Here is a 24,866-nt window from a genome sequence, read left to right as displayed (position 1 = left end):
CCTCATCCTGAGGTGCCCGCGCCAGCGGGCCTCGAAGGAGCCCTCCAGGGATCTCAGTGATATCTGGAGGGCTCCTTCGAGGCTTGCGCTACGCGCAAGCACCTCAGGATGAGGTGGAGAATAGGATTGACCGAACCCATTCCGTACTCCGACCCGAATTGTCGTCCTGATTATTCCGGACCAACAAGCTAGAATCTGAAATACGACGGACGCCATCGCGAAAGGCTGAACTTGACCATCGCCGTCCGCTCAGAGCACGTTCATTTGCATAGTCTTAAAACCAATCTGACCCACTGAGAGTATCCGTGGCGTTTGTAGATGAAGGCATTAATAATCGAATTTTGACGCAGTTCGGCATATTTTAGGAGGATCATTTATGCGTATAGCAGCCTTCATTACCTTGATATTCATTTCAACAGCTGCTCCAGCTCTCGCGCAGGATTTCCAGAGGGAACGCGAACTCAACGTCCTGAAGGACATCGCGTCCAGCCAGCGGCAGCAGGTCGAGCTTGCCCGACAGCAGGCCCAGCGCGATGGCGAGCGGGCGTGGCGCGAGCGGAATGCCTACGTCAACGCGCAGCGGGACGCGCTGAGCGCCCGCCGCTTCGATCGGCACTGATCGACGACCGGTCCCCATCCGGGATTCCGCCTTACCCCGCCAACGGCAGCGGCGCGATCCGGGCCGGCGCGACGGCACTCTTGCGCTCCAGCAGACCGGGCGGCGGGACCGGCGCGTCGATCGTGCAGATCACGCCGGTTTCCTCGTAGGTCAACGCGACCTCGCCGGCCAGTTCCCGGGCGAGGCTGCGCTCGATCAGGCGCGAACCGAAGCCGGTGCGGGTCGGCTTCTTCACCGGCGGCCCCCCGCGCTCGGCCCAGCGCAGGTACAGGCGGATCTCGTCCTCGCGCCGCACCGTCCAGGAGATCTCGACCGTGCCGCCCTCGACCGAGAGCGCGCCGTACTTCACCGCGTTGGTGCCGAGTTCGTGCAGCGCCATGGCGATCGACAGGGCGAGCCGCGGCGGCAGGCGCAGGGCCGGCCCGATCACCGCAAAGCGCGAGGCATGGCCGTCGCCGGATTCGAGCGGCCGGATCGCGTCCGCCACCACGGCCGACAGTTCGGCGCCTTCCCAGCTCTCGCGGGTGAGCACGTCGTGGACCCGGGCGAGCGCCAGAAGCCGCGCCTCGAACGCCGCGCGGGCGGCGTCGGCCTCCGGACCGTCGAGGTTGCGCAGGGACTGGCCGGCGATCGACTGCACCGTGGCCAGCGTGTTCTTCACCCGGTGGTTGAGCTCGTGGATCAGGAGCAGCAGATGCTCCTCGGCGAACTTCGCGTCGGTGATGTCGATGTTGCAGCCGGTATAGCCGAGGAAGTTCTGGTCGTCGTCGAGGCGCGGTACGCCTTCGCAGCGGAGCCAGCGCACGGTCCCGGCGCGGTCGACCACCCGGACCTCGGTGCGGAACGGTGCCCGCACCTCGAAGGCTTCGGTGAACGCCCCACGGAAGCTCTCGAGATCATCGGGGTAGACGATCCGCTCCCAGCCCTCGACCGTGAGGTCCGCCGCGGCGATCCCGAACATGTGCTCGAAATGGAGGTTCGCGAAGCTGACCGCGCCGGTCTCGTCGGTCATCCAGATCAGCGCGGGCGCCGAATCGGCCATGTGGCGGAACCGGGCCTCGCTCTCGCTGAGCGCCGTAAGGCCGCGGCGGGTGTCGGCCAGCGCCCGGTCGCGCTCGGCCTCGCGGGTGCGCAGCCGCAGGGAAGCGTCCGACAGCACCGCGCCGAGCCGCTGGATCTCGTGGACCGGCGACGGCACCCGGGGGATCGCCTCGCCGCGCGAGAGCGCCGGGCCGGAGGCCGCCAGCAGCCGGAGCGGGCGCGAGACCCGGGACCACAGGTTGACCGCCAGCACCGACGAGGTCGCCAGCACCAGCAGGCCGAAGCCGGCGAACGCCCAGACCCACCGGCGCACCCGCGCATCGACCAGAGCCTGCGGGATGCTGGTGGCGACCATCCAGCCGGTGAGCCGCGAGCGCGCCTCGATCACCACCACGGGTTTGTGCTGGCGGTCCTGCCCCTCCCACACGCCCGGCGTCGCCGTCTGGACCTGGCGCAGGCTCGCGAGCCGGGGCTTGCCGACCACCGGATCCGGATCCGGCAGGCGGGCGAGGACGATTCCCGAGCGGTCCGAGATGCCGGTGGTCCAGCCGGGCACCACCTCGCGGGACAGGATGCCCTGGAGCCGGGACAGCGGCACGCTGAAGCTCAGGATGTAGCCGACTTCGCCGTCGACCATCACCGGCACGCCGACCGCGTAGGTGGCTTCGGCCGGGGTCGGGCCGGGGATGTAGCCGCTGACCATCGCGCGCTGCATGCCCTGCGTCAGGTCCGGATCGAACGGCAGCGGCATCATCGGCAGCGGCGCGGCGCGCGGCACGCCGGTATTCACGACCTCCTGCCCGTTGGGCCGCCGCAGCAGCACGTCGAGATCGATCGATTCGCGCACCAGGCGCGCCTGCGCGTCGAAGGCCTCGAAGTCGCCCTGGCGGATGCGCGGCGAGGTCGCGAGCGTCTGCAGCACCGAGACGAGGCCGGCGGTGTCGCGGTCGAGCGACAGACCGATGCCGCGCACGTTCTCGCGAGCGTCCTGCTCGAAGCGGGCGCGCTCGGCCGAGGCGTAGCGCATCAGTAAAATACTTGTGAACAGCAGTCCCGGGCCGATCAGCGCGATCACCAGGGCGATCAGGTAGACCTGAGTCGAGAAGCCGTTATGGCCGAACCGGTGAAGCCGGCGCGACAGCCATGACCGGCGCGCGGGAAGGACCGCCGGGAGGTTCACGCCCTCGGCCTCCTGCTCCGGGCTCAAGCGGCGCCCGTCCCCGGCACGCGGTGCCCCGCGGGCTCCTCGCCGTTCCCTCGTGTCATGTCCGGTCGATATGGCCGAGATCGCGCCCCGGGTCGAGGTGGTCGCGCACCCGCTGCTTGAGGGCCTTCACGTCCGGAAACCCGCCGTCGCGGACCCGTTCCCACAGCAGCACGCCCGCGATCTCGATCCGGAACGCGCCGCCGGTGGCGGGCACCAGGGCGACCTCGCCGAGGTCGTCCCGGAAGGTCGAGAGCAGCTCCTGCGCCATCCAGGCCGAGCGCAGCAGCCAGTTGCACTGGGTGCAGTAGGTGATCGCGACACGCGGACCTGCCGCGCGCCCCTCGCCCTCCCCCGTCACGTCGCTGTCGGGCCGGTCGCCCGCTTGCTTCTCGTGCATGCGGGCACAGCGCATTGCGGCGCCTTGCTTGTCAACCTCAACGCAGGGCGCTTGACGTTTCGGGTCGGCGCGCCCTAGAAGGCCCGGCATCCGGTCGCCGCCTGCTCCAGGCGTGTTCGACCGCGTTGGTTCCGCCCCTGGGGTTCGGCCCCGCGGCGGCACGGACGGTTAGCACAGCGGTAGTGCGTTCCCTTCACACGGGAAAGGTCGCAGGTTCGATCCCTGCACCGTCCACCATTCTCCTCCCTCCCCCCCGAAGGTCCGACCTGTCGGACACTTGCGTCGGTTTGCCACCCGAAACGCCCGTGCTAAGGCCGCTTCATCGGTGAACGCACAAGCTTCGACCCGGCATCAACCGGGCTCCGGCGGCACGAGCAGGGTAAGGGCGGGAACAGCCATGAAGGACATCCTCGACAAGCTCGCGGAACGGCGCGCGCAGGCTCGCCTGGGCGGCGGCGAGACGCGCGTCGAGGCCCAACACAAGCGCGGCAAACTCACGGCGCGCGAGCGGATCGAACTCCTCCTCGACCACGGGTCGTTCGAGGAATTCGACATGTTCGTGCAGCACCGCTCCACCGATTTCGGCATGGAGAAGCAGAAGATCCCCGGCGACGGCGTGGTCACCGGCTGGGGCACGATCAACGGCCGCACGGTGTTCCTGTTCTCGAAGGACTTCACGGTGTTCGGCGGCTCCCTGTCGGAGGCCCACGCTCAGAAGATCGTGAAGGTCCAGGACATGGCGCTGAAGATGCGCGCCCCGATCATCGGCATCTTCGATGCCGGCGGCGCGCGCATCCAGGAGGGCGTCGCGGCGCTCGGCGGCTACGGCGAGGTGTTCCGCCGCAACGTCATGGCCTCGGGCGTCATCCCGCAGATCTCGGTGATCATGGGGCCTTGCGCCGGCGGCGACGTCTACTCGCCGGCCATGACCGACTTCATCTTCATGGTCCGCGATACGAGCTACATGTTCGTCACCGGCCCGGACGTGGTGAAGACCGTGACCAACGAGGTGGTGACGGCAGAAGAACTCGGCGGCGCCAAGGTCCACACCACCAAGTCCTCCATCGCCGACGGCTCGTTCGAGAACGACGTCGAGGCGATCCTGCAGATCCGCCGCCTGCTCGACTTCCTGCCGGCCAACAACATCGAGGGCGTGCCGGAGATCGAGAGCTTCGACGATGTCGACCGGCTCGACATGTCGCTGGACACCCTGATCCCCGACAACCCGAATAAGCCCTACGACATGGGCGAGCTGATCCGCCGCATCGTCGATGAGGGCGACTTTTTTGAAATTCAAGCGGCCTACGCGCGCAACATCATGACCGGTTTCGGCCGGATCGAGGGCCGCACCGTCGGGTTCGTCGCCAACCAGCCGATGGTTCTGGCCGGGGTGCTGGATTCGGATGCCTCGCGCAAGGCGGCGCGGTTCGTGCGCTTCTGCGACGCCTTCGCGATCCCGATCGTCACCTTCGTGGACGTGCCGGGCTTCCTGCCGGGCACCGCGCAGGAATATGGCGGCCTGATCAAGCACGGCGCCAAGCTGCTGTTCGCCTATTCGCAGGCGACGGTGCCGCTGGTGACGATCATCACCCGCAAGGCCTTCGGCGGCGCCTACGACGTGATGGCCTCGAAGCACGTCGGCGCCGACCTGAACTACGCCTGGCCCACCGCGCAGATCGCCGTGATGGGCGCCAAGGGTGCGGTGGAGATCATCTTCCGCAGCGAACTCGGCGACCCGGACAAGATCGCGGCGCGCACCGGCGAGTACGAGGACCGCTTCCTGTCACCGTTCGTTGCGGCCGAGCGCGGCTACATCGACGAGGTGATCATGCCGCACTCGACCCGCCGGCGGATCGCCCGGGCGCTGGGCATGCTCCGCACCAAGGAGATGGAGCAGCCCTGGAAGAAACACGACAACATCCCGCTCTGAGCGGGAATCAGCTGCGGTCGCTGTGCTCGATCACCGCGCACAGCGTCAGCGGCCCCTTGTCGGGCGAGACCATCGCCGAGCAGGTGATCCGGGCGCCGCCGAGATCGACGTTGCTGTGGCGCAGCCGCACGGCGGCGGCCTGGGCCTTGCGCCCGGCCTCCGTGATGGTCGTGGCGTCGATGCCGGTGACCGCGTGACCGGCCCGGCCGAAGGTCTCGTAATACGCGTCCGGCGGGTTCGCGCCGCGATACTGCGCGCCGACCGAGGACAGGTTCGGGCTGCCGCAGGCCAGCGACAGGGTCATGTCGGGGCCGGCGGTGAAGCTGGCGTAATCGCTGCGCCGCTCCGTGGCCGTCGCAGCCGTCTCCGCCGTGACCTTGTCGATGAGTGTCTCGCAGGATTGCGCGCAGGCGGAACCTGGGCCGGCTGCGAGGACGGCTAGGGTGATGACCGGGAGAAGTGCACGCATCGTTTGAACATAGCGCGACGCCCGAAACCCGCGAGGGGCGCGGCGTTCGGGCGCGATACGCCGCTGCCGCCTATCAGCCGAACCCGCGGCGGCGATCCGTGACACCGTTCGGGTCTTGCGTAAGCAGCCGTCGCTTGAGGCGGCCGATCGCTTCACGTTGCAATTCGCTCGGTGCCGAATGGGCGCCGGCCACCTTGGTCAGCATGTCGATCAATTCGGCGCGCTCGGCAGCATTGAGTTGCCGACGCAGCAGGGGAATCAATGGGTCGGCCACCTGCGAGAACGGCAGGCGTGCCTGCGTGTAGCGCCAGGCGCGCTCGAACATCGCGGATATCGACGTGATCCCGAGGGGCGACTCCATGAATTCTAGGATGCGCGTCTTCTCGGTGGCGGTGACCGGGCTCCCGGTCCGCACGAGCTGGAGCATCAGGATGATCGCGGCCAACCGCACGTCGCGCACACGCTCGAGGGACGTGCCGAAGACATCCTCCAGGACGGATTTCGCCTGCCGCTGAAGACCCTTGGTGTCTTGGTCGATTGCGTTGAGGTGCTGGACCGTGCGGTGGGCCCGGATGATCCAGAAGATAATGGCGGCCAGGATGCCGTCGACGACGATCAGGATCGGCACCGTCGCCTCACCTTACGATTCGACACCGCGATAGCACCACGCCACGAAAGCGGGGTCAATTTGACGCAGGCGGTCGCGGCAGGCTCGGTACGATTGCCGGGTTCAGGCGGCGGTGGCGCTCGCGCTGCCCGTCCCGAGCTCCAGCAGAACGATCTCCGGCGGCACGCCGAAGCGCACCGGGATCCGGCTCATGCCGAAGCCGCCGGACACGATCAGATGGCGTCCGTCCTGGATGACGTGGCCGTAGGCGTAATCGTGGCCGCGCACTCGCCGGATCGCGGGCGAGTGGCCGAACAGCCGGATCTGACCACCATGGGTATGGCCGGCGAGCGTCAGCGAGACCCGGTCGGGCACGTCGGCGAAGATGTCGGGCTCGTGCGCCATCAGGATCACCGGCGCGTCGTCGGTGATCGTGCCGAGGGTAGCGGGCAGGTCGTCGAGGCCGACATCGAAGCTGTTGAAGTAGGGCTGCTGGTCGGCGAGGCCGGCGAGCCAGAACGGCCGCCCGTCCTTCACCAGCCGGACCGCCTCGTTCTCCATCACGGGGATGCCCCGCGCCTCAAGCAGGCGCTTGACCGCCGGCGAGCCGCGCCGGGACCGCTGAACGGCGTGATCGTCCCACCAATCGTGGTTGCCCAGGATCGCGTGGGTGCCGAGCGGCGCCTTCAGGCCCTCGACCATCCGGGCGAATTGTTCGAGCGGCAGCTTGCGCCAGGCGATCTTGCCGGCCGGGTAATCGCCGAGCATCAGCACGAGGTCGGGCTTCAATGCATTGGTGGCGTCGATGATCTCGGCCACCCGGTCGAACGGCATGTACGGTTCGCAGATGTGGAAATCCGCCAGCACCGCCACGCGCAGGCGCAGGGCCGGGTCCCAGCGCGGCAGGACCGGCGCGTAGTTGGTCACCACCAGCCGGTGCAGCGGCTCGACATCGACGGCGTAGACCCCCGTGGCAGCCACGAGGCCGGCACCGGCCCCAAGTCCGGTCAGGAACTGCCGTCGGCTCGGCACGATCAGCATGGGGTGTCCAAAGGCTCTCGCATTGATACGCGTGCCGCTAAGCGCGCAGTCCGGCGAAACCGGGGCGGTGCCCAGCCTGACACGAAGACGCTTCAGGAAGCCTGAATCCCGCATCCGGCGATGGCCTGCGGTGACGGGCAGGCTATAACGGGCGGATAACGCCGCAAGAAACGTCCGGACCCCAATGTTGAACCGCCCCCTGCGCATCGGCACCCGCGGCAGCCCGATGGCCCTCGCCCAGACCGGGATGGTGCGTGACAAGATCGTGGCGGCCAATCCGGGGCTCGCGACCGAGCTGGTGGTGGTCACCACGGTGGCCGACAAGATCCTCGACCGCCCGCTCTCGGAGATCGGCGGCAAGGGCCTGTTCACCAAGGAACTTGAGCAGGCATTGTTCGCCAACGAAGTGGATGTCGCGGTCCATTCCATGAAGGACGTGGAGACCTGGCTGCCGGACGGCCTGGTGATCGCCTGCATCCTGGAGCGCGACGACCCGCGCGACGCGTTCCTGTCCCCGCACGCGGACGGGCTGGCAGGCCTTCCGCAAGGCGCACGGGTCGGCACCTCCTCTCTGCGGCGGGGCGCGCAGGTGCTGATGACCCGGCCGGACCTGAAGGTCGTGCCCCTGCGCGGCAACGCCAACACCCGGATGCGCAAACTGGAATCCGGCGAATGCGACGCGACCCTGCTGGCGCTCGCCGGGCTGGAGCGCCTCGGCCTGCAGGACATGGCGCGCAGCATCCTGTCGGTGGACGAGATGCTGCCCGCGGTGGCGCAGGGCGCGCTCGGGATCGAGTGCCGGGCCGACGACGCGGCGGTCCGCGATCTGCTGGCGCCGATCGCCTGCGCCCGCACCACCACGGCGATCGCGGCCGAGCGCGCGCTGCTCGCCGAGCTCGACGGCTCCTGCCGGACGCCGATCGCCGCCCTGGCGCAGATCGACGGCGACATCCTCAAGCTCGACGGCCTGCTGTTCCTGCCCGATGGCAGCCGGCACTGGTCCGTCTCCCGGCAGGGCTCGGTGGCGGATGCGGAGCGGATCGGCCGCGAGGCCGGCGCCGTGCTGAAGGAGGCCGCGGGGGAAACCTACGCGCGCCACCTGCAATAGACGGCGCCTTCAGCGCAGCAACGGCACTCCCAATCTCCCCCCTCATCCTGAGGCGCCGAAGCGCAGCGAAGGCCTCGAAGGAGCCCTCCAGGGATCGCCGCGCTTTCTGGAGGGCTCCTTCGAGGCCCGCTGACGCGGGCACCTCAGGATGAGGGGGAGATTGAGATCGGCCGATCCAGCAAGGCGCTCATTCTCGATCGTCACCCCGTGCGCGGTCACGGCGAATGCTGCGGCGGACGGCGATGAGCTGCCAGATCCCCAATCCGAAGGCCAGGGCGAAGACCAGCCCGATATCGAAAGCCGCGAACAGGCTGTCGCTCACAGGAGAGCCTCACGACGGCGCGGAGGGGCCGAAGGCCTCGCGCTCGCGCATCCGCTCGATCAGTTCCAGCACGTGCACGACCCGGCCGCCGACGTCCCACCAGGGGCGCAACACGGAAAGCCGTCGGTCGGGCAAGGGCGGTTGACGCATCACCGCGTCGATCAGGAACGCAACTTCCGGCAGGGCCGGCGCCGCGAGGCCGGGCGCGGCCGGATCGGTGCGCAGGGCGCGGGCGATCAAAGCGAGCTTCCGGGCGGTCCCGACCCGGGCGCGGCTGCTGACGGAATCGTATCCCTGCCCCGCCACCACGCGGCCGATCTCCGCATAGATCAGCGCAGCCGCCCGGATCGCCGGGCGGCAGGGGGACGGCAGGGCCGCGATCCCGGCTTCGGCCCGCCGGTACAGCCCCTCGGCCTCGGCGAGCAGCCGGGCGACCACGCCGGCCAGCGCCGGGCTCGGCTGCGGATCGGCCAGGAACGCCTCCGGGTCGAGCCCGGCTTCGGCCATCCAGTCGAGCGGCAGGTAGAGCCGGCCCATCCTGGCATCCTCGCCGACATCGCGGGCGATGTTGGTGAGCTGCATCGCGGCGCCGAGATCGCAGGCGCGGGCGAGCGCATCGGGGGAGCGCGCGCCCATGATCAGCGCCATCATGGCTCCGACCGAGCCGGCCACCCGAGCCGCGTAGGCGTGCAGCGCGTCTAGGTCGGCGTAAAGCCGTCCCTCCGCGTCCCAGCAAAAACCCTCGATCAGGGCGTAGGGCAGCGCTTCGGGGATCGCGTAGGTGCCGACGATCTCCGAGAAGGCCCGGTCTGCGGGCGCGTCGGCGGGCGTGCCGGCATAGGCCAGCGCCACTCGGGTGCCGAGCCGGGCCACCGCGTCGCGCCGGTCGGATGGGTTCTCGGCCTCGTCGACCAGATCGTCCGAGAGGCGGCAGAAGGCGTAGAGGCCGTAGGCCGCTTCGCGCACCTCCCCGGGCAGCAGCTTTCCGGCGGCGAAAAAACTCTTCGAGCCGGCGCGGATCGCCAGCCGGCAGGCGGTGCGGTCGGCGGCCGCGGCGAATTCAGGCGGAAACACGGGCATCCGGAACCACCAGATCGAGGATACGGGCGGAGGAGAGCACGCCGGGCAGACCGGCCCCGGGATGCGTGCCGGCTCCCACGAGGTACAGGTTGCGCACGTCGCTCGACCGGTTGTGCGGGCGGAACCACGCGGATTGGGTCAGGACCGGTTCCAGGCCGAAGCCCGATCCCCGGTAGCTCTGGAAATCGTCCTGGAATTCCTGGGGCGTCGTCACCTTCGAGGTGACGATGGCCTCCGACAGGCCGGGCAGCACGCTCGATTCCAGCATCTCGGCGATCCGGCGCCGATACGGCTCGGCGAGCGCCCGCCAATCCTGACCGCCGGCCAGGTTCGGCACCGGGGCCAGCACGTAGAAGGCGTCGCAGCCCGGGGGCGCGAGGCTCGGGTCGGTGGCTGTCGGCCGATGCAGGTAAAGGCTCGCATCCTCGGCCAGAACCTTCTTGTCGAAGATGTCGGCGAGCAGCCCGCGATAGCGCGGCCCGAGCAGGATCATGTGGTGGGCGATGTCCGGATAGCGCCGCTTCGTACCGAAGTACCAGACGAACAGGCCCATGGAGGAGCGCGCGCGCCGCAGCCGCCCGGGACTCCAGCGCCGGGGCTTCGGCAGCAGCCGGGCATGCGTCACCGCCGAATCGGCGTTCGAGACCACGAGGTCGGCCGCGATCGTCTCGCCGCTCGCGAGCTCGACGCCGGTGGCGGTCCCGTCCTCGACGCGGATGCGGGCGACATCGACGCCGAGCCGGACCCGGCCGTTCTGGCTCCGGATCAGCCGGACCAGCCCGTCGACCAGCTTGCCTGTGCCGCCCATGGCAAAATGGACGCCCCAGCGACGCTCCAGATCGGCGATCAGGCAGTAGATCGCGCTCGCCCGAAACGGGTTGCCGCCGATCAGCAGCGGGTGGAAGCTGAACACCGTGCGCAGCCGCTCGTCGCGGATGAAGCGCGCCACCACGGCGTGGACCGAGCGGTGACCCGAGAGGCGCAGCAGGTCCGGGGCGATCTTCAGCATCGCGCCGACGCTGCCGAACGGGACATGGCCGAGTTGCTCGAAGCCGATCCGGCAGACGGCGCGGCTGTGGTCCATGAAGCGGTCGTAGCCGGCGACATCGCCGGGGGCGAAGCGCGCCACCTCGGCACGCATCCGCTCGGGATCTCCGCTGTACTCGAAGGTTTCGCCGTCGGCGAAGCGGATCCGGTAGAACGGATCGATCGACACCAAGGCCACGTCGTCGGAGAGCCGGCGGCCGGCGAGCTGCCACAGCTCCTCGAACAGCTGCGGCGCCGTGACGATGGTCGGCCCGGCATCGAAGGTGAAGCCGTCCTGCCGATGGACCCGGGCACGCCCGCCCGCCTGCTCCAGCCGCTCCAGCACGGTGACGCGGTAGCCCCGCGCCCCGAGCCGGACGGCAGCGGCCAAGCCGCCGAAGCCAGAGCCGACGACGACCGCGTGCGGTCGCCGATCCGTCGTCTGCCGCTCCGCCTGCTCGACCGCGAGTGTCAACATAACTTGACACTATGCCGGGGATTTTTTCATACGCAAGGCCGAAACGCGGGTCCGGCCTCGCTGACGCAGGTTGCCCTCAGAACTCACCGGCCAAGCCGGCGCGGACGCCGACATTGCTGTCGCCGGCATAGGCGACGCCGGCCGTGATGGCGATCGGCACGCAGCAGGTCGGCAGCCGGTGCGCTACCGCGATGCCGCCGGCCCATTCGCCGCGATAGGTCGCGCCGTTGGTGGCCCAGGTGGTCTTGCCGGGAGCCGACGGCATCGGCGCGGTCGCCATCGCGATCGCCATGGCGACGCCCTGGCGGGCTTCCTTGCGGGTCTGGACCGCGTAGCGCTGCATCGTGTCGGTCTTGGCCTCCAGGTTGTTGACCTGGGACTGGACCGAATCGATCCGGTTGCCGAGGCCGGCGATGGTCGAGGGTCCGTAGGCCGAGGCGGCGAGATTGCCGGCGGCGTCGGTGGTCACGAAATTCGTCGCGCCGCTCTGGGCCGCGGCGCTCGCCTGGGAGGCGATGCCGGCGAACGTGTAGGTGTTGGCGGCGTTGCCGATCGCCACCTGATTGGCCTGGGTCGTCTTGACGTTGGCGCCGATGGCGATCGTGTTGGCCTGGTTGGCGGCGGCGCCGTTGCCGAGCGCCACGCTGTTGTTGCCGGCCGCCGAGGCCGCCGCGCCGATCGCCGTGGATCCCGTCCCGGTTGCACCGGCGACGAAGCCGAGGGCGGTGCTGCCGTCTCCCGAAGCCGCCGAGGCCGTGCCCACCGCCGTGCTGCCCACCCCTAGGGCGCTCGCCGCATAGCCGAGCGCGACACTGCCGGTATTGGCCGCGCTGGCCCCGGTGCCGACGGCCGTGGAGGCGCTGCCGGCCGCGCTCGACCCGTAGCCGACCGCGAGCGCGTCGCCGCCCGTGGCGATCGGAGCTGCCTGGCCGCTGGTGTTGTTGGCCGCGACGCCGGTGGCGCTGGAGAGCGTGGAGAGCCGCAGGTCGGCGACGAAGGTCTGGCCCTGGGACTGAGTCACGTTGCCGGTCACGATGTAGAGGCCCTGGCCGGTGCCCCCGCCGCCACCGGTGCCGCCGCCTGTGCCGCCGCCACCAGTTCCGCCGCCTCCAGTGCCGCCGCCCCCAGTGCCGCCCCCCGTCCCGCCGGTTCCGCCCGCGGTGCCGAGGGTCAGACCGGTCCCGAGCAGGCCGTCACCCGGACCGGTGGTGCCGATGAGCAGGCCGGTCCCGAGCACGCCGCCGCTGGTGGTGCCGACATTGAGGCCCGTGCCGAGGATGCCCGTGCCGGGGTTGGTGGTGCCGGCGGTCACGCCGGTGCCCAGAAGGCCGCCGCTGGTGGTGCCGACATTGAGGCCGGTCCCCAACAGGCCGCTGCCCGGGCTGGTGGTGCCGACCGTGAGCCCGGTTCCCAGAATACCGCCGGAGGTTGTATCGAGGGTTCCACGCAGAAGCTGTGCCTGCGCCGGCGCGACGACCGGGATGGCGAGCAGCGTGCCGGCGAGCAACGGTCCGATACGGCCGGCCGACCGGCGCAGGACGGCATTCGATGTCCGCGGGCGCGCCGGGACGTCGGTCGAGTTACGCATCTAAGACTCCATTGCTGCGCGGCCCTGCAGATCCCGGCCCGGTCCTGAATTCCGGAGGGCGCTAGGCGGGTACAGGCACACCTTCTGGTAGAATGCTTAACACCAACTTTCAGTTGTATTTGTAATCGCTATTTCGCGCCGTACGCGACATCACCCGCTTCAGCATGGCGTGGGTTCCGATCGCCTCAGAAAACCCGCCTTTCCGCAGCGATATCCGCCCGAACCGGGGGCATCTGGGCCACGCGAGCGATGGCCGGAGAGAATGGACGCGTGATGGGCGGGCGGGACAGGACCATCTTCGTAGCGGGGCACCGCGGGATGGTGGGATCGGCGATCGTGCGCCGGTTGCGCGAACTGGGCTACGGGCGGATCCTGACAGCAGACCGTCGGGCGCTCGATCTGCTCGACCAGGCCGCGGTCCGTTCGTTCTTCGCCGCGAACCGAATCGACATGGTCTACCTGGCCGCCGCGAAAGTCGGCGGCATCCACGCCAACAATGCCTATCCGGCCGAGTTCATCCACGAGAACCTGCTGATCCAGGCGAACCTGATCCACGCCGCGCACGTGGCCGATGTCGACCGGCTGCTGTTCCTGGGATCCTCTTGCATCTACCCGAAGCACGCGGAGCAGCCGATGCGCGAGGACGCGCTGCTGACCGGGCTGCTGGAGCCGACCAACGAGCCCTACGCGGTCGCCAAGATCGCCGGGATCAAGATGTGCGAGAGCTACAACCGGCAATACGGGCGGCGCTACCGCAGCGTGATGCCGACCAACCTGTACGGGCCGAACGACAACTTCCACCCGCAGAACGCCCACGTCCTGCCGGCGCTGATGCGGCGCCTGCACGAGGCCAAGCAGGCGGGAAGCCTCGCCGTCACGGTCTGGGGCACCGGCCGGGCGATGCGCGAGTTCCTGCATGTCGACGACATGGCGCGCGCCAGCGTGTTCGTGATGGAGCTGGACGATGCGGTCTACGCGGCCAACACCCGTCCGGACCTGTCGCACATCAATGTCGGCACCGGCGAGGATTGCACGATCCGCGAGTTGGCCGAGGCGCTCGCCCGGGTGATCGGCTACGAGGGGCGGCTGGACTTCGACGCGACGAAGCCCGACGGCACGCCGCGCAAGCTGATGGACGTCTCGCGGCTCAGAGCGATGGGCTGGCAGCCAGAGATCGGCCTGGAGCAGGGGCTGAGCCAGACCTATGGATGGTTCCTGGAAAACCACGCCACCTTGCGCGGCTGAGAACGTCCACCGCACCCCATCCGACCGGGCAGGAGAACCAGCATGGCCCCGCGGGCCCCTGACGATGCCGAGCAGGCGCGACGGCGCAAGTTCCTGCGCGATTTCCACACCTTCGATTCGAATATCCGCTTTCCGGCCCCCTACACGCAGTTCGCCGGCAAGCCGCTGGCCCCGGCGCCGGGACAGGGTTGGCGCTACGACGCCCTCGGCTACCGGAACGACGCCCACCCGGAGGGGCGCCCCGCCGCCGAGACCCTGCGCGTCTTCGTGGTCGGCGACAGCACGCTGGTCGACGGCCAGGTCTTCGCCGACACGATCCCTGGGCGCCTGGAAACCGGGTTGAAGCGTCGCTACGGCGAAGGCGCGCGCGTCTACAATTTCGGTGCGACCTCGGCCTGCCTGAACCAGATGATCGCGCTGATCACAACCCGGCTGATGGACCTTCAGCCCGACGTGATCTTCGTGCTGGGCGGTGCCACGGACATCTTCCAGCCCTGGAGCTTCGACCCGCGCGCCGGCTATCCGTACAACCACTTCGCACAGGAAACCCTGTACGACTACTTCTTCAACACGACGAAGACGAACGAGGACGCCGAGGATCTGTCCTATGACAGCCTCCAGGCGCTGATCTTCGGGCGGCTCGACAACCTCCGGGCGCTGACGAACTGGCAGTCGGATATCTGGGAATGGGAGGTGGTGCGCCAGTTCGAGCTGGCGCTGAAGCGCCTCGCCCGCCTCTCCGGCGGCATCGGCGCGCCGGTGCGGTTCCTCCTGCAGCCGGCGATCGTGCGCAAGACCGAGCGGGTCGGCGACGAGCACAGCGCCGCCTCCGGCGAGTTCCTGGCCTATCTCGACCGGCAATACACGCGGATCGAGCAGGTGCTCGGCCGGCTCGACGCCGACGGCCTGACAAAGGGTCCGTTCACGGCCCGGGATTTGAGCCGACTCTTCGAGGCCGACACGCGCTTGCTGTTCACCGACATCGTGCACGTCACCTCGGAGGGCCGGCAGGTGATGGCCGACAGGCTGGCCGCGGAGGTCGCGGACGTGCTCGGCCTCCCAGCTGAGGGATAGCGCGTGGTCACGCCGATCGTCTTCATCGGGGACTCGATCACCGAGGCCTGGGGGTTCCACCGGCAAGCCACCTTCGCGGCCCACGACCTGATCCCGCGGGGCGGGTCCGGCCAGACGGCGCGCTGGATCACCATGCGGTTCCGCCGCGACCTGGAGGAGACCGGCGCGCAGGGCGTCCACCTCCTGTGCGGCGTCAACGATATCGGGCGCAACGAGGGGTTTTTCGTCCCGGCCGAGGACATCGCCCGGACGCTGGCCGGCATGCTCGACGAGGCCCGGGCGCTGGGCGTGACGGCCTGGGTCGGCTCGATCCTGCCCGCCGCCCGGATCCCCTGGAACCCGGCGGTTCCGGACGCCCCAGCGATGATCGCCGCCGTGAACGCCTGGCTGCGCGAGCATGCCCACGAGCACGGCGCGACTTTCATCGATTACCATGCCGTGCTGGCGGACGAATTCGGGGCGCTGCGCAGGGCCTACACCACCGACGGCCTGCATCTCAGCCCGGCCGGATACCAGGCGATCGAGCCGCTGATGCTGTCGGCTTTGGGACGGATGCCGGCGGGGGATACGCTTCAGGCGTCCGGCGGTGCGACGGGGCGGACATTCGGCAGACGGTGGCGTGCGGTGCTTGCCGCCGCGGTTACGGTCTTTATCGCCGGCTTGGTCCTCATGCTGGTTCTGCGCTGACGAGACAGTTGGCTCGGCGATAAGCCGCAGCCTTATCTCGACGCGTGAACATCCAACCCGTCATCCCGGGGCCGCAGAGCGGAGCCTGGGATCCAAAGCCGCCGACAGTTCGAGGTCCTGGGCCGGCGGCGGATCTGAATTGCCGCCTCCTGCGGCCCCTTCGGGTCCGGGCTCGCCTCCGGCGCCCCGGAATGACGGTGCGTTTTATATGACGGCCATTGCGTGCAGGATTACCCGGCCAAACAGGAAAATCACACCCGCCGCACCGCCCCATGCGCTGCGCTGGTGGTCAGCATCGCGTAGGCGCGGAGCGCCGCGCTGACCTTGCGCTTGCGCGGGCTCGCCGGCTGCCAGCCGGCAGCCTCCTGCTCGGTGCGGCGGCGCTCCAGCTCGGCAGGATCAACCGCGAGGTGGATGGAGCGAGCCGGGATGTCGATGGCGATGGTGTCGCCGTCGCGCACGAGGCCGATCAGGCCGCCCTCGGCCGCCTCCGGGGAGACGTGGCCGATCGACAGGCCGGAGGAGCCGCCGGAGAAGCGCCCGTCGGTGACCAGCGCGCAGGCTTTGCCGAGGCCCTTCGATTTCAGGTAGCTCGTGGGATAGAGCATCTCCTGCATGCCGGGGCCGCCGCGCGGACCCTCGTAGCGGATCAGCACCACATCGCCGGCCGTGACCTTGCCGTTGAGGATGCCGTCCACCGCGCCGTCCTGGCTCTCGAACACCCGGGCGCGCCCCTCGAAGGTCAGGATCGAGGCGTCGACGCCCGCGGTCTTCACGATGCAGCCCTGCTCGGCGAGGTTGCCGTAGAGCACGGCCAGGCCGCCATCCTGCGAATAGGCGTGGGCGGCCTCGCGGATCACGCCGCCTTTCCGGTCGAGGTCGAGGTCTTCGAAGCGGGATTCCTGGCTGAACGCCACCTGGGTCGGCACGCCGCCCGGCGCAGCGCGGTAGAAGTTCTGGACCGAGGCGGCGGGCTCACCGCGCACGTCCCAGCGTGCGAGCGCCGCGCCCAGGGTGCCGGCGGCGACGTTGCCGGTCTCGGTGTCGATCAGCCCGGCCCGGTCGAGCTCGCCCAGGATGGCCATGATCCCGCCGGCCCGGTGGACGTCCTCCATGTGGACGTTGGCCACCGCCGGGGCGACCTTGCACAGGACCGGCACCCGCCGGGACAGCCGGTCGATATCGGCCATGGTGAACGGCACCTCGCCCTCGTGGGCGGCGGCCAGCAGGTGCAGCACCGTGTTGGTCGAGCCGCCCATGGCGATGTCGAGCGTCATGGCGTTCTCGAACGCGGAAAAACTCGCCACGGCGCGCGGCAGCACGCTGGCGTCGTCCTGCTCGTAATGGCGGCGGGCGAGGTCGACGATCAGGTGACCGGCCTCGACGAACAGGCGCTTGCGGTCGGCATGGGTCGCCAGTACCGAGCCGTTGCCCGGCAGCGCCAGCCCCAACGCCTCGGTCAGGCAGTTCATCGAGTTCGCGGTGAACATGCCCGAGCACGAGCCGCAGGTCGGGCAGGCCGACCGCTCGATCACCTCGACATCGGCATCCGAGATCCGGTCGTCGGCAGCCGCGATCATGGCATCGACCAGATCGACCTTCTTGGCGATGCCGGGCAGCTGGACCTTGCCGGCCTCCATCGGGCCGCCCGAAACGAACACGGTCGGGATGTTGAGCCGCAGGCACGCCATCAGCATGCCGGGGGTGATCTTGTCGCAATTCGAGATGCACACCATCGCGTCGGCGCAGTGCGCGTTGACCATGTACTCGACGGAATCGGCGATCAGCTCCCGGGAGGGCAGCGAGTACAGCATGCCGTCATGGCCCATCGCGATGCCGTCATCGACCGCGATGGTGTTGAACTCCTTGGCGACGCCGCCGGCCTTCTCGATCTCCCGCGCCACCAGCTGGCCGAGATCCTTCAGGTGGACGTGGCCGGGCACGAACTGCGTGAACGAGTTCACCACCGCGATGATCGGCTTGCCGAAATCGCCGTCCTTCATGCCGGTGGCGCGCCAGAGGCCGCGGGCGCCGGCCATGTTGCGGCCATGGGTGGTGGTGCGGGAACGATAGGCAGGCATCGCGCGGTTCAATCGGTTCAGAAGCGAATCTTTCAAAGGTAGGGGCTTCTGCGCCCGCCGCCGCGCCGCTGCAAGCGTCGCCGGAGCGGGTGCGACCGTGGCATGCTCCTGGCAAATACCGGGATCGAACGGGGGCTGAGTCGCGCGATGGACCGAGTGGATTTCCTGCGGCGGGCCATCGACCAGGGCCAGGGCCGGACCGAGGCCGACCTCGTGCTCAAGGGCGGGCGCTTCCTCGACCTCGTCACCGGCGACCTCGTCGCCTCCGACATCGCCATCTGCGGCGACCGGATCGTCGGGACCTTCGGCCTCTATCGCGGCCGGCGCGAGGTGGACGTGTCCGGCAAGGTCGTCGTGCCGGGCTTCATCGACACGCATTTCCACGTCGAATCCTCTCTGATGCCGCCGCAGGAATTCGAGCGCTGCGTCCTGCCCCACGGCGTCACCACCGGCATCTGCGATCCGCACGAGATGGCGAACGTGCTCGGCACCGAGGCCTTCGCGTGGTTCCTGGCCTCGTCCGAGACCCTGGCGATGGACCTGCGGGTCCAGCTCTCCTCCTGCGTGCCGGCCACCGACCACCTCGAGACTTCGGGGGCGCGGATCGGCGCGGCGGACCTGCTGGCCTTCGCCGGCCATCCGAAGGTGATCGGGCTCGCCGAGTTCATGAACTTTCCGGGCGTGCTCGCCGGCGACCCGGGCGCTTTGGAAAAGCTCGCGGCGTTCCAGAGCCGGCATATCGACGGCCACGCGCCGCTGCTGCGCGGCGCCGCGCTCAACGGCTACATCGCCGCCGGCATCCGCACCGAGCACGAGGCGACCACGCCCGAGGAGGCGCTGGAAAAGCTCTCGAAGGGCATGACCGTGCTGATCCGCGAGGGCTCGGTCTCCAAGGATTTGCACGCCCTGGCGCCGATCCTGACCGAGCGCACGGCGCCGTTCCTGGCCTTCTGCACCGACGACCGGAACCCCCTCGACATCGCCGAGGAGGGGCATCTCGATTACGTCATCCGCACCGCCATCGCGCTGGGCGCGCCGCCGCTGGCGGCCTACCGGGCGGCGTCATGGTCGGCAGCCCGCGCCTTCGGGCTGCACGACCGCGGCCTCGTGGCGCCGGGCCAGCGCGCCGACCTCGTCGTGCTCGACGATCTTTTGGAGTGTCGCGTCGCGCAGGTGTTCAGCGCCGGGCGGCCGGTGGAGGATGCGTTGTTCGCGAACCGGCCCGCCATCCAGCCGATCGGCCGGGGCAGTGTGCGGGCGCGGCGGGTGACGGCGGCCGATTTCGCGGCCCCGGGTTCCGGGCCGTCGACGCCGGTGATCGGTGTGATGCCGGGCAAGATCATCACCCTCCGGCACGACCTGTCGCTGCCCTATGTCAACGGCGAGCGCCGGATCGACCTCGATCAGGACGTGATCAAGGTCGCGGTGGTCGAGCGTCACGGCAAGACGCCGCCGGGGGAACGGGGCATCGGCGTCGCCTTCGTGAAAGGGTTCGGGCTGAAGCGCGGCGCCATCGCCTCCTCGGTCGGGCATGACAGCCACAACGTCACCGTGGTCGGCGCCAACGACGCCGACATGGCCGTGGCGGTGAACCGGCTCGGCGAGATCGAGGGCGGCTTCGTCGTGGTCGAGGGCGGCCGGGTGCTGGCCGAGATCGCCCTGCCGGTCGCCGGGCTGATGAGCCTGATGCCGTTCGATTCGATCCGCGCGTCGCTCGTGAGCCTGCGGGCCGCGGCGCGGGGCCTCGGCGTCGTCCTGCCGGAGCCGTTCCTGCAGGTGGCGTTCCTGCCGCTGCCGGTGATCCCGCACCTCAAGATCACCGACAAGGGTCTGGTGGATGTCGACCGCTTCGCGCTCATCGACCCTTGAAAATCGATTGCGCGCAATCTATATCGGGGCTACACAGAGGGGGTGACGGCCCTAGATGCCGACTCTCTTCCTGTAACCGGAGATCGCACCATGTCCGTAGACGTGAAGTACCGCACCACCGCGACCGCCACCGGGGGCCGCGACGGCGCTGCCAAGACGGCCGACGGCAGCTTCGAGGTGAAGCTCGCGACCCCCAAGGAACTCGGCGGCGCCGGCGGCCCGGGCGCGAACCCCGAGCAGCTCTTCGCCTCCGGCTACTCGGCCTGCTTCTTGGGCGCCATGAAGGCGGTCGCCCCCTCGCTGCAGCTCAAGGTCCCGGCCGAGACCAGCGTTACCGCCAATGTCGGCATCGGCCCGCGCTCCGAGGGCGGCTTCGGCATCACCGCAGACCTCACGATCAGCCTGCCGGGCCTCGACCGCGCCGATGCGCAGAAGCTCGTGGACGCCGCCCACCAGGTTTGCCCGTACTCCAACGCCACCCGCGGCAACGTCGATGTCGGCCTGACGCTCGCCTGAGCCGAACCGTCACTCTATCCGTCTTCCTCAGCCGGAGGGGCCCGCGCGAGCGGGCCTCGACGAAGCCCTCCAGCAGTCGCAGCGATCCCTGGAACCCCCCTTCGCGGGCGCCGCTTAGGGGCGCCATCTCAGGATGAGGTCGCGGGTAGGATATCTGTAGGCTCGGCCGCGCCCTCCCCGTCATTGCGAGCGCAGCGAAGCAACCTAAGCACGCGCTCCCGTCTGAGACCGCGAGCTGCACTGGGTTGCTTCGCTGCGCTCGCGATGACGGCGCAGCTGGATTTCGAAACGTAAGCGCTTACGCGACCGCCTGCGCCCGCATGCAGACGTGGCCGGCCTCATCCAGGGTCACGCCTTCGAACCCCTCCCCTGTCCGTCGCCCACAGACCTGAAAACTCTGGTTGGCGGTCATCGGCGAAACGCCGCGATGCGTGAAGCTTCGCGGCACCCGTCCGAGCAGCGTCGCCGCGAGGTTCATCAGCAGCGTCGCCTGGATCGGCCCGTGGACCACGAGGTCGGCATAGCCCTCGACGTGCGTCGCGTAGGGCTGGTCGTAGTGGAAGCGGTGGCCGTTGAAGGTCATCGCCGAGTAGCGGAACAGCAGCGTCGGCGTCGCCGGCACGGCCCAGACCCGCTCGTAATTCGATGCGTCGTCGCGCTCGGCCGCGCCCCCCGCTCCGCTCTGCGCCCCGGCGGCCTCCCGGTAGACGATGTCCTGCCGCTCCCGGATCGCCACGCCGCGGGCGGTGGCGAGGGCGTGCGCGACCGTGACGAAGCACAGCCGGCCGCTGCGCCCCTCCTTGAAGGCCACGTCGCGCACCGTCTCGGTACGGGTCACCAGATCGCCCTCGCGCAGCTCCGAGAACGTCTCGACCTGCCCGCCAGCCCACATCCGCCGCGGCAGTGGCACAGGCGGCAGGAACCCGCCCTTGGCCGCGTGGCCGTCCGGCCCGAGGGCGTCGGCGGGCGGGGTCTCCGGGGCGAGGCACCAGTGCAGCGCCGGCGGGGCTGCGCCATCCGGCATCGGAGCCAGATGCGGCGTGAAGGTCGCGCGGAACTCGGCGAGCAGACGCGGCGTGACGAGGTCCGTGGTCTCGCGGGTGCGGCCGATCCAGGCGGTGAGGTCGGTCATGTCAGTACGACCGCGGCAGGCCGAGCACGTGCTCGGACAGGTAGGCCAGGATCAGATTCGTGGAGATCGGCGCCACTTGATAGAGGCGCGTCTCGCGGAACTTGCGCTCGATGTCGTATTCCTCGGCGAAGCCGAACCCGCCATGGGTCTGGATGCAGGCATTGGCGGCCTCGAACGAGGCGTCGGCGGCGAGCATCTTGGCCATGTTGGCCTCTGCGCCCGGATTGGTGCCGGCCTCGTAGAGGCTCAGCGCCTCGCGGACCATCAGCTCGGCGGCGCGCATGTTGGCATAGGCCTTCGCGATCGGGAACTGGACGCCCTGGTTGGCGCCGATCGGCCGGCCGAACACCGACCGGTCCGCGGCGTAGGTCTTCGCCCTGTCGATGAACCATTTGGCGTCGCCGACGCATTCCGCGGCGATCAGGATCCGCTCGGCATTCATGCCGGACAGGATGTAGCGGAAGCCGTTTCCTTCCTCGCCGATCAGGTTCTCCGCCGGCACCCGGAGGCTGTCGAAGAAAACCTCCGTGGTGGCGTGGTTCATCATTGTGCGGATCGGCCGGATGGTCAGGCCGTTGCCGATCGCCTCCCGCATGTCGACGAGCAGCACCGACAGGCCGTCGGTGCGCTTCGTGCCCTCGGTTCGCGGGGTGGTGCGGGCCAGGAGCAGCATCAGGTCCGAATGTTCGGCCCGGCTGGTCCAGATCTTCTGGCCGTTGACGACGTAGTGGTCGCCCTCGCGCCGGGCCGTGGTCTTCAGGCTGCCGGTGTCGGTGCCGGAACTCGGCTCGGTCACCCCGAAGGCCTGGAGCCGCAGGCGCCCCTCCGCGATGGCCGGGAGGTAGGCGGCCTTCTGCGCCTCGGAGCCGTGCCGGAGCAGCGTGCCCATCGTGTACATCTGCGCGTGGCAGGCGCCACCGTTGCAGCCCGCCCGCTGGACCTCCTCCAGGATCGCAGCGGCGGCCGAGAGCGGCAGGCCGGAGCCGCCATACTCTTCGGGGACCAGGACCGACAGGTAGCCGCTCTCGGTCAGCGCGGTCACGAATTCGGTCGGGTAGGCCATCTCCCGGTCGAGGGCCCGCCAATACGGCCCGGGAAACCCGGCGCAGAGCTTGGCGACCGCCTCGCGGATCTCGGTATAGGCTTCCATGGCGCGCCTCAGGCCGTGCGACCGCCATCGACCGGCAAGTCGACGCCGGTGATGAATTCGGCCTCGTCGGAGGCCAGGAACAGGGCCGCGGCGGCGATGTCCTCGGCGCGCGACATCCGCCCGAGCGGGATCGTCGCGATGAACTTGTCCCGGTTCTCCGGGGTGTCGGGCACGCCCATGAAATGCTCGAGCAGCGCCGTGGCGCCCATCACCGGGCACAGGGCGTTCACCCGGATCTTCCAGGGGGCCAGTTCCAGCGCCAGCGACTTCGAGGCGAGGCTCGCCGCCCCCTTGGACGCGTTGTACCAGGTCAGCCCCGGGCGCGGCCGGAGCGCCGCCGTCGAGCTGACATTGAGGATCACGCCGCCGCCCTGGTCGCGCATCAGCGGGGCGATTGTCCGGACGTAGTGGAAGATCGACTTCACGTTCACCCGGAAGACCCGGTCGAACTCGTCCTCGGTCACCTCCAGCAACGGCTTGTTGCGGTGGGTGGTGCCGGCGTTGTTCACCAGGATGTGCGGAATGCCGAACCGCGCCCGGGTCTCGGACACGCTGGCCTCGACATCGGCCGCCGCCCCGACATCCGCGGCGATCGCGATGGCATTCGCGCCGATCTCCCCGGCGACCCGCTCGGCCGCCGCCCGGTCGATATCCACGCAGGCGACCCGGGCGCCCTCGGCGGCGAAACGCTGGGCGATGCCCGCGCCGAAGCCGCTGCCGGCCCCTGTCACGACCGCGATTTTTCCGTTCAGTCTCATCGCTTCCTCCTGTTTTTGTTTTTCCAGGCTGTTCAACGTTCACGCATATCCAAGCCCCTCCCTCATCCTGAGGTGCGGACGCGCAGCGGCCGCCTCGAAGGAGACCTCCAGGGATCGCGGTGGCATCTGGAGGCCTTTTTCGAGGCTCGCGCTTCGCGCGAGCACCTCAAGATGAGGTCGCGGGTGAGGCTTTAGGCCAAACATGCGTTCAACCCCGCGCCCCAAACTCCCGCCGGATCCGCGCGCTGTGCTCGCCGATATCCGGCACCCGGCCAAGCGCGCGGACTTCGCCGTCGATCAGGACCGGCGGCGCGACGATGCGGGCCGTTCCGGCCGAGGTCTCGACCTCGGCGCGGACCAGGGCCGGATGGGTGGCGAGGTCGGCCAGCGTGTTGACGAACCCATAGGCGGTGCCGGCGGCCTTGAGCCGGGCGGCGGCCGCGTCGCGGCTCAGCCGCACCAGGGCGGCGCCGACGCGCAGATCCACGGCGGCGCGGTTCGCCACCCGGGCGTTGTTCGAGGCAAAGCCCTCGGCTCGGGCGAGATCCGGCTCGCCCAGAACCCGGTCGCAGAAGCTTGCCCATTCGCGCTCGTTCTGGATCGAGATCAGCACGAGGCTGTCGTCGGCGGTGGGGTAGGCGCCGTAGGGCGAGATCGAGGGATGGGCGAGGCCGACCCGCTGCGGCTCGCAGCCGGTGCCCTCGAAATAGAGCAGCGGCACGTTCATCCAGTCGGCCGCGCCGCTGAACAGGCTGACCTCCAGGGCGCAGCCTTCGCCCGAGATGGAGCGGGCGATCAGCGCCTCCAGCACTGCCGCATGGGCATCCATCCCGCAGGCGATGTCGCAGACCGAGACGCCGACCCGGCCCGGGCCGGCCGGGTGGCCGGTGATGCCGGCCATGCCGCTCTCGGCCTGCACCAGCAGGTCGTAGGCCTTCATGTCGCTGTAGGCGTGGCCGGCGCCGTAGCCTGAGATGTCGACGGTGATCAGCCGCGGATGGCGCACCCGCAAATCAGCCGAATCGAAGCCCGCCCGGGCGGCTGCTCCCGGGGCGAGGTTCTGCACGAACACGTCGGCCTCTTCGAGGATGGCGTGCAGCAGGCGGGCGTCGTCCGGATCCTTGATGTCGGCAACCAGGCTCTCCTTGCCGCGGTTCAGCCAGACGAAGTAGCTCGCCAGCCCGTTGACGGCGGAATCGTAGCCGCGGGCAAAATCCCCCTCCGGGCGCTCGATCTTGATCACCCGGGCTCCGGCATCGGCGAGCCGGGAGGTGCAGTACGGCGCGGCGACGGCCTGCTCCAGGGCGAGGACGGTCAGCCCGCGCAACGGCCGGTTCACGCTCATTCACCGCTCCCCGCATCCGGAACGCCCCGCTTCGCGAGGCCGAAGCGGAGTGAACTGGGTCGGCCGCGCGCCCCGCCAAGCGGGGGCGGCTGACAT

The 24,866-nt window shown here is 69.5% G+C and carries 22 protein-coding genes and 1 tRNA gene; 9 read left to right on the top strand and 14 right to left on the bottom strand.

The features are described 5' to 3' along the window. The first annotated feature begins 376 nt into the window (after positions 1-376). Positions 377-619, top strand: a complete 243-nt coding sequence (locus MKL09_RS28320) for a hypothetical protein (RefSeq protein ID WP_244025299.1) — start codon at positions 377-379, stop codon at positions 617-619. Positions 620-650: 31 nt separating this feature from the next. On the opposite strand, the gene MKL09_RS28315 is transcribed toward MKL09_RS28320, so the two are convergent. After that, complete coding sequence (locus tag MKL09_RS28315; RefSeq protein ID WP_409567006.1) at positions 651-2,840, bottom strand: sensor histidine kinase; 2,190 nt, start codon at positions 2,838-2,840, stop codon at positions 651-653. An 82-nt stretch (positions 2,841-2,922) separates the two neighbouring features. Next, a complete protein-coding gene (locus tag MKL09_RS28310) occupies positions 2,923-3,264 on the bottom strand; it encodes a SelT/SelW/SelH family protein (RefSeq protein ID WP_244025297.1) in 342 nt (113 codons plus the stop codon). A gap of 162 nt (positions 3,265-3,426) precedes the next feature. Between MKL09_RS28310 and MKL09_RS28305 the strand changes: the two genes are divergently transcribed. Next, a tRNA-Val gene (locus MKL09_RS28305) sits at positions 3,427-3,501 on the top strand. A gap of 160 nt (positions 3,502-3,661) precedes the next feature. After that, positions 3,662-5,194 carry an acyl-CoA carboxylase subunit beta gene (locus MKL09_RS28300; protein ID WP_244025296.1) on the top strand — a complete coding sequence of 511 codons (1,533 nt, stop codon included), beginning with the start codon at positions 3,662-3,664 and terminating at the stop codon, positions 5,192-5,194. Between the two features lie 7 nt (positions 5,195-5,201). On the opposite strand, the gene MKL09_RS28295 is transcribed toward MKL09_RS28300, so the two are convergent. From MKL09_RS28295 to MKL09_RS28285, 3 genes are all read right to left on the bottom strand, one after another. Beyond that, complete coding sequence (locus MKL09_RS28295; RefSeq protein ID WP_244025295.1) at positions 5,202-5,663, bottom strand: ABC transporter ATPase; 462 nt, start codon at positions 5,661-5,663, stop codon at positions 5,202-5,204. A 73-nt stretch (positions 5,664-5,736) separates the two neighbouring features. Beyond that, complete coding sequence (locus MKL09_RS28290; protein WP_244025294.1) at positions 5,737-6,291, bottom strand: TerB family tellurite resistance protein; 555 nt, start codon at positions 6,289-6,291, stop codon at positions 5,737-5,739. Positions 6,292-6,393: 102 nt separating this feature from the next. Then, positions 6,394-7,311 carry a metallophosphoesterase gene (locus MKL09_RS28285; RefSeq protein WP_244025293.1) on the bottom strand — a complete coding sequence of 306 codons (918 nt, stop codon included), beginning with the start codon at positions 7,309-7,311 and terminating at the stop codon, positions 6,394-6,396. A 184-nt stretch (positions 7,312-7,495) separates the two neighbouring features. Between MKL09_RS28285 and hemC the strand changes: the two genes are divergently transcribed. Then, positions 7,496-8,419, top strand: coding sequence for a hydroxymethylbilane synthase (hemC, locus tag MKL09_RS28280; RefSeq protein ID WP_244025292.1), 924 nt, complete (start codon positions 7,496-7,498; stop codon positions 8,417-8,419). Between the two features lie 187 nt (positions 8,420-8,606). Here the strand turns inward: hemC and MKL09_RS32145 are convergent, their stop codons facing one another. From MKL09_RS32145 to MKL09_RS28265, 4 genes are all read right to left on the bottom strand, one after another. After that, positions 8,607-8,741 (bottom strand): hypothetical protein, encoded by a 135-nt coding sequence (locus MKL09_RS32145; RefSeq protein WP_279606187.1) that lies wholly within the window; start codon positions 8,739-8,741, stop codon positions 8,607-8,609. Positions 8,742-8,750: 9 nt separating this feature from the next. Continuing rightward, the gene (locus MKL09_RS28275) at positions 8,751-9,821 is read right to left on the bottom strand and encodes a phytoene/squalene synthase family protein (RefSeq protein WP_244025291.1); all 1,071 of its coding nucleotides are present in this window, start codon (positions 9,819-9,821) and stop codon (positions 8,751-8,753) included. Next, a complete protein-coding gene (locus tag MKL09_RS28270; RefSeq protein ID WP_244025290.1) occupies positions 9,802-11,325 on the bottom strand; it encodes a phytoene desaturase in 1,524 nt (507 codons plus the stop codon). Before MKL09_RS28270 ends, MKL09_RS28275 begins: the two co-directional genes overlap by 20 nt. Before the next feature lie 76 nt (positions 11,326-11,401). After that, on the bottom strand, positions 11,402-12,913 hold the full coding sequence (locus MKL09_RS28265) for a hypothetical protein (RefSeq protein WP_244025289.1): 1,512 nt from the start codon (positions 12,911-12,913) through the stop codon (positions 11,402-11,404). A 273-nt stretch (positions 12,914-13,186) separates the two neighbouring features. Between MKL09_RS28265 and MKL09_RS28260 the strand changes: the two genes are divergently transcribed. Genes MKL09_RS28260 through MKL09_RS28250 form a run of 3 tightly spaced genes read left to right on the top strand, consistent with a single transcriptional unit; the run spans position 13,187 to position 15,919 of the window. Then, positions 13,187-14,158, top strand: coding sequence for a GDP-L-fucose synthase family protein (locus MKL09_RS28260; RefSeq protein WP_244025475.1), 972 nt, complete (start codon positions 13,187-13,189; stop codon positions 14,156-14,158). A gap of 42 nt (positions 14,159-14,200) precedes the next feature. After that, on the top strand, positions 14,201-15,232 hold the full coding sequence (locus MKL09_RS28255) for an SGNH/GDSL hydrolase family protein (protein ID WP_244025288.1): 1,032 nt from the start codon (positions 14,201-14,203) through the stop codon (positions 15,230-15,232). A 3-nt stretch (positions 15,233-15,235) separates the two neighbouring features. Further along, positions 15,236-15,919 (top strand): GDSL-type esterase/lipase family protein, encoded by a 684-nt coding sequence (locus MKL09_RS28250; RefSeq protein WP_244025287.1) that lies wholly within the window; start codon positions 15,236-15,238, stop codon positions 15,917-15,919. A 251-nt stretch (positions 15,920-16,170) separates the two neighbouring features. On the opposite strand, the gene ilvD is transcribed toward MKL09_RS28250, so the two are convergent. Continuing rightward, the gene (ilvD, locus tag MKL09_RS28245) at positions 16,171-18,000 is read right to left on the bottom strand and encodes a dihydroxy-acid dehydratase (protein WP_244025286.1); all 1,830 of its coding nucleotides are present in this window, start codon (positions 17,998-18,000) and stop codon (positions 16,171-16,173) included. Positions 18,001-18,147: 147 nt separating this feature from the next. Here ilvD and ade point away from each other — a divergent pair, with 147 nt between their 5' ends. Together ade and MKL09_RS28235 are read left to right on the top strand one after the other, a co-directional pair. Next, complete coding sequence (gene ade, locus MKL09_RS28240) at positions 18,148-19,869, top strand: adenine deaminase (protein WP_244025285.1); 1,722 nt, start codon at positions 18,148-18,150, stop codon at positions 19,867-19,869. A gap of 90 nt (positions 19,870-19,959) precedes the next feature. After that, positions 19,960-20,385 (top strand): organic hydroperoxide resistance protein, encoded by a 426-nt coding sequence (locus tag MKL09_RS28235; protein WP_244025284.1) that lies wholly within the window; start codon positions 19,960-19,962, stop codon positions 20,383-20,385. 298 nt (positions 20,386-20,683) lie between these two features. On the opposite strand, the gene MKL09_RS28230 is transcribed toward MKL09_RS28235, so the two are convergent. From MKL09_RS28230 to MKL09_RS28215, 4 genes are all read right to left on the bottom strand, one after another. Then, positions 20,684-21,517, bottom strand: coding sequence for a MaoC family dehydratase N-terminal domain-containing protein (locus MKL09_RS28230; protein ID WP_244025283.1), 834 nt, complete (start codon positions 21,515-21,517; stop codon positions 20,684-20,686). Position 21,518: 1 nt separating this feature from the next. Continuing rightward, on the bottom strand, positions 21,519-22,667 hold the full coding sequence (locus MKL09_RS28225; RefSeq protein WP_244025282.1) for an acyl-CoA dehydrogenase family protein: 1,149 nt from the start codon (positions 22,665-22,667) through the stop codon (positions 21,519-21,521). 8 nt (positions 22,668-22,675) lie between these two features. Then, a complete protein-coding gene (locus MKL09_RS28220; protein ID WP_244025281.1) occupies positions 22,676-23,425 on the bottom strand; it encodes a glucose 1-dehydrogenase in 750 nt (249 codons plus the stop codon). Positions 23,426-23,633: 208 nt separating this feature from the next. Next, on the bottom strand, positions 23,634-24,770 hold the full coding sequence (locus MKL09_RS28215; protein WP_244025280.1) for a CaiB/BaiF CoA transferase family protein: 1,137 nt from the start codon (positions 24,768-24,770) through the stop codon (positions 23,634-23,636). Positions 24,771-24,866: the final 96 nt, after the last annotated feature.

This window comes from Methylobacterium sp. J-048 (genome assembly GCF_022829515.1).
Classification (GTDB): Bacteria; Pseudomonadota; Alphaproteobacteria; order Rhizobiales; family Beijerinckiaceae; genus Methylobacterium.
This window is presented reverse-complemented; position numbering and strand designations above follow the sequence as displayed.